The 14763-nt window shown below is 57.8% G+C and carries 13 protein-coding genes; 6 read left to right on the top strand and 7 right to left on the bottom strand.

The window, feature by feature from the left end; translation table 11 throughout:
- Position 1: 1 nt before the first annotated feature.
- The 4 genes from M7439_RS04025 to M7439_RS04010 all read right to left on the bottom strand — a co-directional run bounded on the left by M7439_RS04025 (position 2) and on the right by M7439_RS04010 (position 5543).
- On the bottom strand, positions 2–2353 hold the full coding sequence (locus tag M7439_RS04025; RefSeq protein ID WP_298345317.1) for an MMPL family transporter: 2352 nt from the start codon (positions 2351–2353) through the stop codon (positions 2–4).
- Between the two features lie 86 nt (positions 2354–2439).
- Entirely contained in the window at positions 2440–2946 is a 507-nt protein-coding gene (locus M7439_RS04020; protein ID WP_298345320.1) for a MarR family winged helix-turn-helix transcriptional regulator, read from the bottom strand.
- Positions 2947–3137: 191 nt separating this feature from the next.
- Entirely contained in the window at positions 3138–3512 is a 375-nt protein-coding gene (locus M7439_RS04015; RefSeq protein WP_298345324.1) for a pyridoxamine 5'-phosphate oxidase family protein, read from the bottom strand.
- Between the two features lie 51 nt (positions 3513–3563).
- On the bottom strand, positions 3564–5543 hold the full coding sequence (locus M7439_RS04010; RefSeq protein WP_298345327.1) for a YafY family protein: 1980 nt from the start codon (positions 5541–5543) through the stop codon (positions 3564–3566).
- Positions 5544–5738: 195 nt separating this feature from the next.
- On the opposite strand from M7439_RS04010, the gene M7439_RS04005 reads away from it, so the two are divergent.
- The 5 genes from M7439_RS04005 (at position 5739) to M7439_RS03985 (ending at position 11206) form a co-directional block, all read left to right on the top strand.
- Complete coding sequence (locus M7439_RS04005) at positions 5739–6632, top strand: cytochrome c oxidase assembly protein (RefSeq protein ID WP_298345330.1); 894 nt, start codon at positions 5739–5741, stop codon at positions 6630–6632.
- A gap of 67 nt (positions 6633–6699) precedes the next feature.
- Entirely contained in the window at positions 6700–8520 is a 1821-nt protein-coding gene (gene typA / locus M7439_RS04000) for a translational GTPase TypA (RefSeq protein ID WP_298345332.1), read from the top strand.
- A 78-nt stretch (positions 8521–8598) separates the two neighbouring features.
- Entirely contained in the window at positions 8599–8853 is a 255-nt protein-coding gene (locus tag M7439_RS03995; RefSeq protein ID WP_298345335.1) for a glutaredoxin domain-containing protein, read from the top strand.
- A 51-nt stretch (positions 8854–8904) separates the two neighbouring features.
- On the top strand, positions 8905–9360 hold the full coding sequence (locus M7439_RS03990) for a MaoC family dehydratase (protein WP_298345338.1): 456 nt from the start codon (positions 8905–8907) through the stop codon (positions 9358–9360).
- A gap of 64 nt (positions 9361–9424) precedes the next feature.
- Complete coding sequence (locus M7439_RS03985) at positions 9425–11206, top strand: FAD-binding protein (protein ID WP_298345341.1); 1782 nt, start codon at positions 9425–9427, stop codon at positions 11204–11206.
- A gap of 49 nt (positions 11207–11255) precedes the next feature.
- Here M7439_RS03985 and M7439_RS03980 read toward each other — a convergent pair whose 3' ends face one another.
- The 3 genes from M7439_RS03980 to M7439_RS03970 all read right to left on the bottom strand — a co-directional run bounded on the left by M7439_RS03980 (position 11256) and on the right by M7439_RS03970 (position 14004).
- Positions 11256–11897 carry a DoxX family protein gene (locus M7439_RS03980; RefSeq protein ID WP_308464388.1) on the bottom strand — a complete coding sequence of 214 codons (642 nt, stop codon included), beginning with the start codon at positions 11895–11897 and terminating at the stop codon, positions 11256–11258.
- 165 nt (positions 11898–12062) lie between these two features.
- On the bottom strand, positions 12063–12665 hold the full coding sequence (locus M7439_RS03975) for a class I SAM-dependent methyltransferase (RefSeq protein ID WP_308464387.1): 603 nt from the start codon (positions 12663–12665) through the stop codon (positions 12063–12065).
- A complete protein-coding gene (locus M7439_RS03970; RefSeq protein WP_298348948.1) occupies positions 12652–14004 on the bottom strand; it encodes an FAD-binding oxidoreductase in 1353 nt (450 codons plus the stop codon). The genes M7439_RS03975 and M7439_RS03970 overlap by 14 nt, the downstream gene beginning before the upstream one ends.
- A 208-nt stretch (positions 14005–14212) precedes the next feature.
- Here M7439_RS03970 and M7439_RS03965 point away from each other — a divergent pair.
- A partial coding sequence (locus M7439_RS03965; protein WP_308464386.1) for a substrate-binding domain-containing protein occupies positions 14213–14763 on the top strand: 551 nt, incomplete at its 3' end.

The following is a 14763-nucleotide window of genomic DNA, read 5'->3' as shown; positions in this document are numbered from 1 at the left end:
GCTAGGTAAGCTGCCCCTCAGGCTCTCGATTGCTCTCCCCTGTCGCGGAGACCGACGGCGTTTGTTGGCCGTGCCGATGTGACGAATCCGGGTCTGGCTCTACGTCGCTGAGTTTTGAAGGCCACCAGCTCCAACGGCCGAGCAGCACCACCGCTGACGGAACCAAGAGCGTCCTCACCAAAAACGTATCCATCAAGATGCCCAGCGCCAGCGAAATCCCGATCTCCTCGACCTCTGCCTGACCTGCTGAGGCAAGACCCAGGACAAGGAAGGTGCCCGCCAGCACCATACCGGCCGAGGTCACTGCCGGCCCGGTCGCACCGATTGCGGCAACCACTGCCTCACGGATGGTGTGATGATGAGACTCCTCCCGTATTCGGGTCATCACCAATATGTTGTAGTCCTCTCCGAGTGCTAACAGGAAGAGGAAGAGCATGAACGGCAAAATGAAGATCAGGCCACTGTGACTACCGATTTTCATAAAGATCAGGACCGCGACCCCCAGGGCGGCAAAGAAGGAGAGTCCAACACTCACGACAAGAAACACAGGGGCTACGACGGAGCGGAGAACGAGGGCCAACAGAATAGCGATGATCAAGATCACGAGCGGAACGATATGGACAAGATCGTGATTCGAGGCCGCCGAGACGTCGTAGGAAGCCGGTGCCTCGCCAGCAACACCCGACTTCGTTGCCCCGACTTGTTTGGCCAACGTACTCGTGAAAGACCGAATCGCCGGCACCGCATTGATCGCAGGATTTTGGCCCGGCGATCCCGCCGTAAGGGTCGTCTCAAACAACACCTCGTCACCATTGCTGCTGATGTAGTTACCGGTCGCACGGTATAGCTGATACACCCCAGCTGGAACGAGATGTCCGGTGCTCACTTGGGGAAGCGTGGATGCGGAGCCAAGAAGGGCATGGAGACGCTGGAGCTGCGCAACCGGTAGAGCAACCCCGGCGGGGTTGAGTGCCCCATCGACCTGCGTAAAGAGCGAGGAGTGCGAGATATCGGTATCCAAGGTCTCTAACGTGCCAATATGGTTCCAGATCGGAGAGGAGAAACGAAAGATCAATTCGGTTGGGTTAAAGGAGGCCTTCGGGAAGTAACGGGTGAGATCCTGGTTTCCATAGTAGGCATTGGTTCCAGTGGGAGCTGCTGCGTTGCTTGCGAACCCTGAGGAGCGATTCAGCGGCGCAAAGAAGGCAAGGACACCAAAGAAGGCGACGCCAATCAAGAGTGTGACCACCGGACGCATGACCAGGCGGCCCGCTATCCTGCCCCACAGCCCATACTTGGCCTCCTGTCGCTTCTCCGACTTACGCCGAGGCCAGAATGCAGCCTTCCCAAAAATAGCTAGTAGTGCCGGCTGGAGGGTCAGGCCAGCAAGGAGCATCAAGAACACGGCAATGGCGAGGGGATAGCCGAGCCCTCGGTAGAAGCCAAAGGTAGCGGTAATGAGCATAAGGACCGCTGCGATCACGGTGAGGGCCGAGAAAGTGATCGACTCCCCAACCCGAGAGAGGGCAAACTCAACTGCCTCCTGAGGAGAACGCCCACGGTTGAGCTCCTCACGGGTTCGAAACACAAGAAAGAGTCCGTAGTCAGTCCCTGCACCCAACACGAGGACGATCATGAGCAGCTGGGTGACGCTTGAGACCTGATAGTGCAGGACCGAGGTCAACCGGGCCACCACTGGTCCGGCTAACAATGTGACGATGAGCGCAGGCAACAGGGTCAGGAAGGGCGCCAGCACCGAGCGGAACACAATGAAGAGAAGCACGAGGATGAACAGCACCGAAAAGCCCTGGGTGGCGCTGGCACTTGAATTATTCTGATCGGCCTGAGCGACCGCTGTCGCTACCGTCCCGGCCAGGTGAATATGAAGATCGGCCGGAGCTGGGTTGCTCTGCAACTTGGCCTGCAGGTCGTTGACGAGAGACTTGATGCCCAAATCGTTGAACTGCGAGATGGAGGAAACGACCTCGATCTGTTCTGCCTTACCATTAGCCGAGATCGCCGCCACATTTGACTTGACCACACTCGGCACGGACTTCAATGTCTGTGACAGGCTATTGAGATATGTGGTATCAGCAGTCGTGAGTGCGGCGTGAGGGTTATCCGCGACAACCACAACCGTCGAGTCCGTACTCTTTTGAAACACATCGGCTAGCTGCGCTGCTTTGATCGACGGTGAGTTGGTTGGCAGGAAGTTAGAGAAGTTGTTCTGCACCACCGAGCCAATCGAGGGCAAAAACGCGAGCGCAGCTATCAGGCCCGCAATCCATACCACCACGATGGCGTACTTGAACCTGACCGCAAAAACACCGAGGCGCTCAAAAAACCGACTCAAAAGAAGCTCCTGTCATAGTGGACGATGTTGCGATACTTGCCAACCGCAAGCGCCCAAACCATATTCCGGTTGATGGTGGGTGCGCCTCACCCATCGAGCGTCATTCCATCGAGCGCTGCAACAAGGTGAGACGACAAAAGATGTGCGAGGCGCTCGAGGTTGTCCCGCTCTTCGGGGGCAAGGGTGTCGAGCGCGTTGATCAGCGGCTGGAACCGGTCGATTAGCACCTCGGTGACGAACCAGCCGTACTCAGGGCCTGCATGCACCACGGTTCGTCGGTGATCAAGAGGGTCCTCATGGCGTTCCAAAAGACCTATTGCGGCCAGTTGTGAGACTACCAACGAGATGCTTGCAAGGCTCATTCTCAGCTGTTCTGCCAGTTCGCTAACGGTGACCTCTCCCCCCAACAGAATCTGCATCAACACTTGCATGTGGCGAGGAGTAATCGACACGCCTTGGACCTGACAGCTCCCAGCTCGCGCCTTGATCGTCCTCACCACCGGCATCATGGCAAGGATAAGCGATACCGCATCACGCAACTGCTCATGGCTCGAAGAGCGGCTAGCCGCTGCCCCTGTCTTCACTAGCTCCATGGTATCCCTCTGGTCACGCGCGCCGTATCACCCGCTATCACAACGCAATCACGGTAAAAGCAATCGGCGTAAACTATTTACACCTGGTAAGCATAGAACCATGACTCGCCGCCAGCCACCCCGCAGCCTCCAGTCAATTCTTAGGTCGCGATCAGCCAGAAAAGCGCTACCCGCTCTTCGATCGCCGACCCCTAGAGACCACCAAGTGTACGTTCGACGTTCAGATAGATCACGACCCTATCGACTGCCTCCACAGGGAATCGCTGGTATTTGTGATAGAACGCAGGCAAACAGCGCTCCACTTCATCTCCATCATCCACGACCGTCGCGACTCCAAGCATGGCAAAGTACTTCGCACCCTCGACCAAGGCGATGGTCGCCGTTGATCGATTCTCCAGATTGACCACCTTTTGGCTCCTTCGTCGCGAAAACACCGCAATGCATTCTCGGCTTTCTGACCAAAAGGGATTCACAAGAACCGTATGTACTGCCCCCTTTGGAGTGATCGTCGCAAGTAGCCCGTGTCGCGCGCTTGCGATCGCCTGCACAATCTCAGTTCTCTCCAATGACCTGCCTCAGCCTTCCTAAACCACCACCAAACCAGCGGAATTGCATCGTCAGACCTCGGATCGCTCCGTGGTTGCAGAGACCCACTCCTCAACCATCGTCAGAATAGCTGATGCGCGGTAACGGAGGCTGGCCAGGACGGAGGCCGGAATAACACCACTCGTTCCGGGGCCGATTGCCAACAAGAGACGCACCAACCATTCGTCACGGAAGCGGTAGACGATGCAGCTATCCCCTTCACGGTCAAAGATACCCTGGGTCAGCGCCTCAAGCTTGGCGAGTTGATCTGGTTCAAGATGCAGCCGAATCGGCGTTCCCGACGATCGCAGACCCAAGGGATCGAGGCGATCGAGCGAGCGTTGCGCCTGGCGAACAGCGGCCACCTCATGACATCCGTCAAACTCCATCAACACAATATTGCGCATCCGATCCAGCCGAAAGTGGCGCTGCTGACCATCGGAGAGGCCGTAGAGATACCATCGACCTGCTACCACAAACAGACTGATGGCAAGTAGGTGTCGATGGCTCGTACGGCCCTCGGCATCGGTGTAATCGAGCTCGACACATTCAGGTTCAGCGATAGCCCGTCGGAGAAGTGCCACCGCTTCCGGTGGGTCATCAGAGTTCGCCACCTCTCCTGATCGCAAGAGTTGTCCTCGAATAGCCGACCGGAGCTTCTCTGCAGCGCGCTGGAGTTCGGGGACCTCCCCATCCATGATGCTCGTCACCGCCTCAAGTGTCGCGAGGACGGTCATCGCCTCGACCACATCGATCCGCTGACTTCGGCCGAGACCAGTATCAACAGAGACCTCGACAAGATCAAACTCCTCGTCGACCACCACGTCCAAGAGCACGTCGGGGCTGTAGGGCGGCAATCCTGCGAGCGAAGCAGTCTCCAAGAGCTCCACCACCTCACTCGGCTCCAAGCCAGAGACATCAGCCAAGTTCACGATCGTCGCCGCTCCGCCATTGACCCGCAGGTACGAGAGTAAGCCCTGGACCGCAAGAAAGCGATCCTCCAGGGTGCGGTTCGTGCGACTAGCCTGTCGTAGGCTTGCCCGCGGTGCCGTGGCCTGCACCTCACCGGCGACCAATCCCACATCCAGCGAGGCCCAGACGGCTTGCACTTGCTGCACAAAGCGCTCGCGAATCTCGGCAGGGGCCACCGGAATCACCGGATACGGCTCCATCAGTAGGTCGGAGAGGAGAGCACTAACATTCGAGACCTCGACACGCCCATACACCAACGCTTGGGCATCTGGAACCAGACCCTCGGTGGTCATGATCGGAGCATCGCCAACGAGCGTGGCACCAAGCGACGCAAGTTGCGCCGGCGATCCAACCAACATGACGGCAACCCTCTGGTCAACCTCGAGCAGCCACGGATGTTCCGGCAATGCAGACCGAAGATCGGCGGGCCTGGGATGTTCGTCAAGGGGGCCAAGGTGGTAAGGAGGTTCGATGCGGTCAGTGCGAAAACTCTTTTGGTGTCCTCCTTCATCGGCGACGAGATAGGCGTGTCCCCAACGCATGAGCACCCCAAAGGGAAAGACATCACGCTCACGGCCACGGTAGAGGAAGCGCACACGTCGTGACTCCGCGATAGCTCGACCGAGATCAGGATTGAGATGAACGAGTTCTCCCATTCCCCAGACGATTGGAGCTGCCTGCCGATACAGCAAGCCAAGACGGGTTTCAAAGTGTCGACCGTGCTGGCCGACGAAGACGGCACAACCAAGTGCCGCCTCAAGCGCCGCCCATTCAGCCCGAGTGAGATCGAGGTCAAACTGAATATCCTCGGCGTCGATCCGATAACCAACCTGGGACCGACCGGGCAACGTTATGGTCCGAAGGGGGATGCCAATCTCACGCAAGCTTGCCTTGGCTCGTTCAAAAGCACGTGCACGAGCACTCGGCGACTCGGGAAACCCAGGTACGAGATCGGTGATCATCTCTTGAGTCAGCGGTTCGTGCGTCGTGCTCAGGAGTTCAAAGAGATTGACCAGCCTGATCAAGGGGTCGGACGCCATCGGCACCACCCTTTCTGCGTCAACATTCCCGCCGCCGTTTGGAATCTAGCATCGGCGCCTCCTCCCTACCCGTCACTCCGGCGCAACGATGAAACGTCGAAGTTCTCGTTCGTCAAAACATCAGCCTAAACTTACGGGGTAACCCTTAGGTAAGGGACCCTTGCAAAAGGGATGTGTGTCGCTGGGAGGAATGAGGTGCTAGGCACCGTCACGGGCGAAGCCGTACTTCGCATCACCCCTCCATATGGAGGGGCTATTGTCCTCTTGCTTGGAGGACTCTTTTACTATTGGCTGATCCCCAAAATAGCGAGTCGGCTGAGCAACTCGCCACTCCATGTTCGACTTCGCGACGCGGTGACTCCACGACAACACGCGCTGTTCCTAAGTGGCCTCGTTCTACTCGCACTGATGGAGAGTTGGCCCTCACTCGAGCTTGCCCGCTACGTCTCGAGCCTCGCCTACCTCACGCACAACATGCTGATTGAACTGGTCGCCGTTCCTCTCCTACTCCTTGGCATTCCCCACTGGTTGTTCCACCGACTGACAGAGACTCCCTTCGTGGATGCCCTCCTTGAGTTCCTCACCTCGCCGATCCTTACCACGGTTCTCTATGCCGCCCTCTTCGTGCTCTCTATGCTTGCGGCCATCGTCGAGGCGCAAGCCACTTCGCTGGTCGTCTATGTCTATCTGCAAGTGGCCTTTGTAGTCATCGGAGCGCTCATGTGGATTCCTGCCCTCAGACTCAACCCAGGAACACGCAAGCTCTCGACCGGCGGGCGAGTGATCTATCTGTTTGCACAGAGCCTTCTCCCCACATTCCCCGCCTTTGTGCTCATCTTCTCCCATCACTCCTTCTATCCAATTTTTGCCACCAACCTCCATCTCATCTTCGGCGCATCAGAGGTCGGGGACCAGCAGTTGGCTGGAGCAATACCGAAGCTCATCGACTTCGGGATTCTCTGGACCGTCGCTGTCGCTATAATGGTTAGGGCGCAAAAGCAAGAGGATCTGGGTGCAGACCCGGAGCCGATCACTTGGCTCGATGTCGAGCGTGAGTTCAAGAGAACTCAGAAGAACACCGGCGCCTAGATCATCGTCCGAACCATCCCGCCATGCCCGAGACAGACACGCCCGATTAAGAGGAGTATTCACCACAGTGCCCAACGAGTTACGTAACGTTGCCATCATCGCCCACGTCGACCACGGAAAGACAACCCTTGTCGACAAACTCCTTCGCCAATCTGGAGCGTTCCGAGAGAACCAAGCCATCGAGGATCGCATTATGGACTCGATGGATCTAGAACGAGAAAAGGGCATCACAATTCTTGCCAAGAATACCTCGGTATTCTTCGAGGACTACAAGATCAATCTCGTGGACACGCCAGGACACGCTGACTTCGGCGGCGAAGTGGAGCGAGCGCTCTTCATGGTCGATGGAGTGCTGATGTTGGTGGACGCTGCCGAGGGCCCACTACCGCAGACCCGTTTCGTCCTCCGCAAGGCCCTTGAGCGGAAGCTCCCTGTCATCGTGGTCATCAACAAGGTTGATCGTCCGGACTCGCGTCCAAGCGAGGTGTTGGACGAGATCTTGGGGCTCTTTATCGAACTCGGTGCCGATGAGGACCAGATCGAGTTCCCGGTCATCTACGCATCGGCGAAGCAAGGAGTCGCCGGTCTCGCAGCAGATCAACTAGAGCAGGACTTGACCCCCTTGTTTCGGGCCATCATCGAGACCATTCCCGCTCCCCTTGCCCTACCAGACGCTCCGTTACAGGCCCAGGTCACCAACCTTGACGCATCTCCATATCTCGGTAGGCTCGCTATCTGCCGCGTCTTTGCCGGTTCGTTGAAGCGCGGAGCTAGTGTCACGCGCATCCATATCGACGGGACGCAGACGCGGATACGACTGGGTGAGTTGTTCATTACTCATTACCTGGAACGCATCGCCGTTGATGAAGTCACCGCAGGTGAGCTCGCCATCGTCGCAGGGCTTGAGGACGTCAATATTGGCGAGACAATCGCTGATTCTGAGGCACCCAGTGCACTGCCACCACTCACCATCGAAGAGCCAGCCATCTCAATGACGATTGGCGTCAACACCTCACCCTTGGCGGGCAAGGAAGGCAAAAAACTCACCGCTCGCTTGATCAGCTCACGACTCGCACAGGAGACCATCGGAAATGTCGCGATCAAAGTCGTTCCGACTGAGCGCAACGATACCTTCGAGGTGCAGGGCAGAGGGGAACTCGCACTCGCAGTCCTGATCGAGCTCATGCGTCGAGAAGGCTTCGAACTGACTGTTTCAAAACCAAAAGCACTCACCATGCTGGTCGATGGCCACATCTTTGAACCATTCGAGTTGCTTGAGGTCGACGTACCCGATGAGTACTTTGGCTCACTCACTCAAATCGTCTCGATGCGCCGAGCGACACTCGACTCGATGCACCAAATGGCATCTGGGTGGATGCGTGCAAGTTACCTGATTCCGTCCCGAGGGCTCCTCGGTATCCGTAGTGAACTCCTCTCCGCAACCCGGGGCAGCGCAATCATCCATCACACCTTTGAGAAGTGGGGACCAGTAGTCGGCGAGATAAAGCCAAGAAGCCAGGGAAGTCTGGTATCAGACCGCACTGGCGTAGCAATGACCTACGCCCTTTTGAACCTGCAAGAACGCGGAGAGCTCTTCGTCTCTCCCCAGGATCAGGTCTATGAGGGTATGGTCATCGGGATCAACGCAAGGCCCGGGGACATGGACGTGAACCCCACCAAAGAGAAGAAGCTCACCAACGTCCGTTCCTCGACGGCGGATGAACTCGTTCGCCTCGTCCCACCCATTCCCCTCACGCTCGAATCAGCTCTCGAACTCATCACCGATGACGAGTGCGTCGAGGTGACACCTACGCAAGTGCGGGTACGAAAGGTCATCCTGGAGGGTGCCGCACGCGCAAAGGCGAGACGACCGGGGCAATCGTCCTAAGCGAACAACCGAGCCAAGACAGTAAGCAATGAGCTACCGACGAAGCCCTAGCGCTCCGATCGAAGGAGGTAATGAGCAATGGCCATCATGGTATATGGCGCCGACTGGTGTCCAGATTGCAGGCGTTCGAAGGAACTCCTGTTGCGAACGGGAACGGCCTTCACCTGGATCGATACCGATGCTGATGAGGATGGCAAAGCACACATCCGCGAACTTCAGGGTGGTGACCCCCACATTCCCACGATCGTCTTCGAGGATGGTAGTTTTCTCGTTGAACCCACCGATCAGGAACTCGCTGCAAAGCTTGGAGTCATACTCCCTCAGCAAGAGTAGCGACGTCTCCATGGCCAACCCTCGCTTCTCAAGCTGGTTAGACTAAAGCACATGGCAACATACTTCTTTGAGGACTACACCATTGGTGACGAAGTTCGCTATGGTCCCATTGCGGTCGACGAAGAAGAGATGATCGCGTTCGCGCGCCAGTGGGATCCACAGCCATTTCATATCGATGCACAAGCGGCACACCAGAGCATCTACGGAGGAATCATCGCTAGTGGTTGGTTCACCTGTGTCCTGGCGATGAGAGAGCTCGTCGCCAACTACCTGTCACCCGAATCAAGCCTCGGTTCGCCAGGTCTTGACAGCCTGCAGTGGCTTGCGCCAGTACGAGCTGGCGATCAACTCTGGCTCCACTGTGGCGTGGTCGACGTCAGGCCATCGCGTACCAAGTCTGATCGAGGCATTATCAAGACCAAAATCGAGATGAGTCAGGAAGGCGAGTCACCGGTTCTCTCGATGATAGCGACCAACTTCGTACTACGACGCGGCCATTCACGATAACTTCACCACCATCGACTGACAAGACGTTGAGCACATTACATCCCAGCGGGAAGGAGCTGTACCGATGAATGGACTGCGTATCCTCGTTGCGATCAAGCAGGTGACCCAGGCAGATTTTGCCGACTTTGATGCCTCAGGCAGGATGGTCCGACCCCCCGAAGATCAGGGATTGAATCCTTTTTGTCGGCGGGCTATCGCGACTGGAGTGACACTTGCCAACCAACACGGAGGTACCTGCTCGGTAGTCAGCATGGGGCCACCATCGGCGACTCAGATTCTGCAAGAGGCACTTGCCGTCGGGGCACACCACGCATATCTTCTCAGTGACCCACGTTTTGCCGGTTCTGACGCGCTAGCGACAGCGGAGGTACTTGCCCGATTCATTCAAACACGGTCACATCCCTGGGACCTCATTCTGACGGGCCGTTTTGCGATCGACGCAAACACCGGTCTCGTAGGAGTTCAATTGGCCGAGTTCCTCGGCCTGCCCTATGCAGGAGCCGCCAAGCAGCTCGATCTCGACGACAACTCCCTATTACTGAACACCGAACTCGATGATGGCGTCCGGTCGATACGCGTCGCCCTCCCTGCCGTGGTCGCCGTTGCCGAACGCATCTGTGTACCAGCCAAGGCGTCCCCCGACGCAATCGAAGCAGTCGCCGTTACGACCATCCAACGGCTCGATGCCGACGACCTGGGATTCACCCACGGAAGCCCCAGCTCACGCACACGAGTGAATCATATCCGGCATGCATCCCTGCAGCGATTGAATATCGTCATCGATGGGGCAACCGAACTCGATAAGGCACTCGCGTTGCTCAGTGACCGACTCCTTACGACCGATCAAGCGCCGACTTCCCAACCAGTTACAACGTTTTCGCTCGCACGCGTGGCCTACCTCTGTGACCCAGATCAGCCAGCACTCAATGAACAGCTGGTCACCTACCTGCTCAATGGTTGCGCATCAAACGACGCTCAACTCACTGTTCTCGCATTCCCCACCACTGCTCAGACGACACCACGCGCGTTCCTCGGTGCTCATCACCTCGTTTGCCTCAACGGGAGCCGACTGGAGGACGACCTCGCACCAGTCATCGCTGAGTGGCTGCAAAACCACCCACAACAACTGGTTGTGGCACCGGCGACCTCCTATGGCCGAGAACTCGGTGGCCGCCTTGGTGTGACCCTGGATGCCGGCGTCCTCACCGATCTCGACCGATTGACGATCACCGAACCTCCCACCATTACCGGCTGGAAATCTGTTGGGTCAGTGGCCTCTGTCGCCGAGGTCTCTACGACCACTGCGATAGGCATCGCACTGTTGCGCCCTCGAGGTGCACCTCCCATCGATGGGCTTGTTCCTACTGAACCCACGCGATCCGTTCTCACGGTCCCCGAACGAGGCCGTGTCTCTCTCGCTGGCACTCCCGAAACCCAGGACGTCGCTCAATTCGCGAATGCACCGCTCGTCTTGGCCGTTGGCGCGGGCGTCACGAGCGATGCACTCACCGACATTTACCAACTGGCAGCCACCATCGACGCAGAGGTGGGCTGTACGAGAAAGATTGCCGACCTCGGACTGCTGCCACGCTCACGCCAGATCGGCATCACTGGACGCTCCATCTCACCCCGGCTCTACATCGGAGTGGGAACGCGTGGAAGCCACAACCATCTGAGTGGCGTGAGTGGGGCCGGGACAACGGTGAACCTCACACAGTCACCTCCTCTCGGTGACCCAGGAGTGGATCTCACCATCGTCGGGGACTGGCACCAAACGCTTCCCCCAATCATTGCCCAGCTGCGGTTCTTATTAGAACGCTCAACACCAACTCCCCCTCGTAGATGAGGGGGAGTTGGTGTGTGCCTTGGGGATGTGGATTACGGTCTGTGAGTCTTCAGTTGGTTGAGTCTTGGCTGGTTGAGTCTCGGCTGATTGGGTCTTGAGTTGGGAGAGCACGTTGGTGCTGCCATGGGGTTCCCATCCGTGGAAGCAGGTAACGGTCAAGTCCTAACCACCCAGCGTTCCTCCAGGCCAGTACGATGCCGATGCCAAGGATGATACAGACGGGGTTCGTTGAGACGGCGCCGGAAAAGACATAGGTGAAGTTCAGTGCAAGGCCAAAGAAGGCAGCGATTGCACTAAAGGCACCAAGGACGAGGGCGATCCCGATCACCAACTCTGCGATCGCATCCACGCGTGCTACCAACAGATAGTGTGGGAGCACCCCATGACGCAGGATCGCGACCCACCAGCCATAGGAGACCTGTGCATGGGGTCCCTTGGACTCAGCGATAGCACCAAGGGTAAAGCCCTTGACACCAAGGCCACTCCTCCAGAACGCCGCCGACTCTGCTCCCCAGAGCTTGGAGGCACCTGCGTCGATCCACTCATAGCCCAACCAGAGCCGTACGATCAACCAGATCCATGAGGCGGCCTTGCCGGCAAAGAGCCAACGAGCCGCTCGTGGCTCCTCGATATTGGTGACATCGGCCGTCTTGGTTGGTGTCGTTGTCTGATGATGCATGAACTTGGTCATGATCACTCCTTCCACTCCCTGGCCCACCCGGGCTTCACCTACTCGTTCTAGGGATCGAACGGGGCAATACCCAGTGGCCTTGGACATAGAAGGGGTGGGACTTAGGGCCTTGGTGAGGAGTGGCGGAGAGCTATCTTTGCGTCTCTGCGAGACCTGCTCGGAAGGTTATGCCGTAGTAGGGTCGCTTGGGCGCTGGAGGAGTGCGACAAGGGAAGGTGCCGCGTGGCCGTGATCGGCGATGTCAGAGACCTTTGTAAGTGTTTCGATGGTGAACCCGTCAAAGGCCGACCGGATCTCGTCCTCATCGATGAGACGATCTCGGTCGGGTGGACCGGTCACGCCGAAGGAGTCGACATGATGACCGATGATATAGAGATGGCCACCAGGTGTCACGATTTCACGCAGATGGGCGTAGAGATCGAGGCGCGCGGGACGTGGGGGGTGGATATTTGCAAGGATCACGAGGCCAAAGCGATGCGGGTGGGCGAGGTACGAGTACATGTCTTCGCAGACGGTCTCGATGGTCAGACCTTCATTCGCTGCAACGGTACGAAGTCGATCTAAGGCGACGTCAGCGAAGTCTACGGCGGTTACCTGGAAGCCCTCTCGAGCAAGGTAGAGAGCATTGCGACCCTCTCCACAGCCAAGATCGAGTGCAGTCGTTGGCGCGATTGTAGCCATTGCCTCCTTGAGGGATGCGTCGGCGTCTGGAATCCAGAGCCGGTCGCTTTCACGGTAACGCTCGTTCCATTGGTCAGCTTCGCTCATATCCGCCTCCTTGTGATGGGTCCAGCATAACATTTGGATTGACAACCCTTCCTGGGTTGAAGAGTTCAATCAGCTGAGAGAGACGATGACGTTCGCTAGCCGATCGCATTAGGGGGAGAACCCCCTTCTTGAGGGTACCAATACCGTGTTCGGCACTGATGGTGCCACCGAGGTCAACCGCCGCCTGATAGATCGCTCGAGAGGATGTTTCGAGGGAATGATCATCACCTACGAGGTTGATATGGAGGTTGCCGTCGCCGAGATGACCGAAGCAGACGCACTGAATGTGGGCATCCTGTGCTACCATCTGCGCCTGTCGGTAGAGGTCGCCGATGCGGTTGATCGGCACGGCGAGGTCGAGTTTGAGCGGTTTGCCAACCCTGGCCACCCACATTGCAATGTCTTCGCGCCAGGACCAGAGGCCATGAATCGCTTGTGTCGTGTCGGCGAGCACCCACTCTCGATCAAGGCTGAGATTGTCGAGGGTATCGACCAGTGAGGAGGTTGTTTCGAGAACCTCAATAAGGAGTGCGCCGCCAGCCCCACGCTCCCAGGGTGGATTGGACGGGCTGAGGGCAATCGCCTCAGGTCCGAGGTATTCGATGGCGTTTACCGATGCTAGCTTGCCACGGAGCAACGTGCTGATAGCCACGCCCTCGTCGATCGACTCCAAAGGGGTGATGGCGACCGAGCGATGTTGTGATGTTGTCCGCAAACGCAGAGTTACCGAGGTGATCACGCCAAAGATGCCCTCGGAGCCGATAAGCAGACGTTGCAACGATGGGCCCGTCGCGTCTTTAAGCAGGGTGTCGCGGCGCTCGATTGTCGATCCATCGCCAAAAACACAGGAAAGGTTGACGACATTATCGGCCATTGGTCCGTAGCGTAGGACGTGGATCCCTCCTGCGTTGGTTGCCGTCATGCCACCAAGCGTCGCGGAGCCCCGGGAGGCGATGTCGACGCCGAAGGTGAATCCGTAACGGGCGATCTCTGACTGGAGCCGGGCGAGCGTTACGCCGGCTCCGACCGTCGCCGTCATCGACGCTGGATCGACGGCGATCGTGTCGAGGCGTTCGGTGGTGAGAAGAATCTCATGAGCTAGCGGAACGGATCCACCGGCAAGCGAGGTATTGCCTCCCTGTACGAGAAGGGTTGCACGGTGCTGACGTGCGGCCTGCACCAATTGCGCGACCTCATAGTGGGTACCGGGGCGCAGGAGTAGGTCAGTTGTGCCGATGACGCGACCAGTCCAGTCGCTGCAGTACGGATCAATGATGTCCGGGTCGGTCACGCAGACCCTGTCAGCGAAGGAGGTCGGCAGGTCGAGCGGTCGTGTCACGGGTTTACTCTAGTGGGGGCCGAGATTGCTCGTTGCTGCGATAGGGGCGCCGAGGCATTCGCGACCGCTTCTCAGCCCAGTCGCCATGAAGGTGCACCCTGTCTGGGAGCTGGAGAGTCCCAACGATGGTAGGTATTGCGCCTGTCTGACGCTGAGACGAACTCCCGGCAGGTGCAAGTCAGAATTGCTATCTGCTATTGTAGATTGCGTGAGCAATTCTCGAATTCGGATGGTGGCAGCGACGGGAATGAGTGCCCTGGCGCTTGGTGCCTGCGGCGCGTCGACGGGGACCTCGTCTGTCTCACATCAGACAGCGAATGTCGCCTACGCTGGATCGTTGCAACTATTGAATGAAGGGACTATTGGGCCTGCCTTTGCCAAGACCAGTGGATATGGTTATCTTGGGAGGGGTGCTGGGTCATTTGGCCTGGTTAAGGAGATCGTTGCCGGTGAGATTACTCCGAATGTCTTCGAGAGCATCGGAGCCGCTCCGATCGCCGAACTCGAGCCGTCGAAGACGTCATGGTATGTCTCCTTCGCCGCTTCTCCAATCGTGGTGGCTTATAACCCCCACACCTCGTATGCCCCGACTCTTGCGAAGATTAGCCAAGGGACGCTTCCGATCTCCCGGCTCTTTAGTCTCCTTGACGGGAAAGGGTTTCTCCTCGGTCGCACCAACCCCAATACGGATCCCCAGGGCCAGGCCTTCTACGAGATGGTCGAACTTGCTGTCAGGCGCATGCATTTGCCATCGAGTCT

It is taken from the genome of Ferrimicrobium sp. (assembly GCF_027319265.1).
Lineage (GTDB): Bacteria > Actinomycetota > Acidimicrobiia > Acidimicrobiales > Acidimicrobiaceae > Ferrimicrobium.
Note: the sequence above shows the minus strand (reverse complement) of the source record. Positions and strands in the feature narration are given on the sequence as shown.

What these genes read in the sequence shown, in the direction of transcription:
- M7439_RS04020 (WP_298345320.1), bottom strand. Translation starts at nt 2,946, where the DNA reads ATGGAGCTAGTGAAGACAGGGGCAGCGGCTAGCCGCTCTTCGAGCCAT.
- M7439_RS03980 (WP_308464388.1), bottom strand. Translation starts at nt 11,897, where the DNA reads ATGACCAAGTTCATGCATCATCAGACAACGACACCAACCAAGACGGCC.
- M7439_RS04010 (WP_298345327.1), bottom strand. Translation starts at nt 5,543, where the DNA reads ATGGCGTCCGACCCCTTGATCAGGCTGGTCAATCTCTTTGAACTCCTG.
- M7439_RS03975 (WP_308464387.1), bottom strand. Translation starts at nt 12,665, where the DNA reads ATGAGCGAAGCTGACCAATGGAACGAGCGTTACCGTGAAAGCGACCGG.
- M7439_RS03995 (WP_298345335.1), top strand. Translation starts at nt 8,599, where the DNA reads ATGGCCATCATGGTATATGGCGCCGACTGGTGTCCAGATTGCAGGCGT.
- M7439_RS03990 (WP_298345338.1), top strand. Translation starts at nt 8,905, where the DNA reads ATGGCAACATACTTCTTTGAGGACTACACCATTGGTGACGAAGTTCGC.
- M7439_RS03985 (WP_298345341.1), top strand. Translation starts at nt 9,425, where the DNA reads ATGAATGGACTGCGTATCCTCGTTGCGATCAAGCAGGTGACCCAGGCA.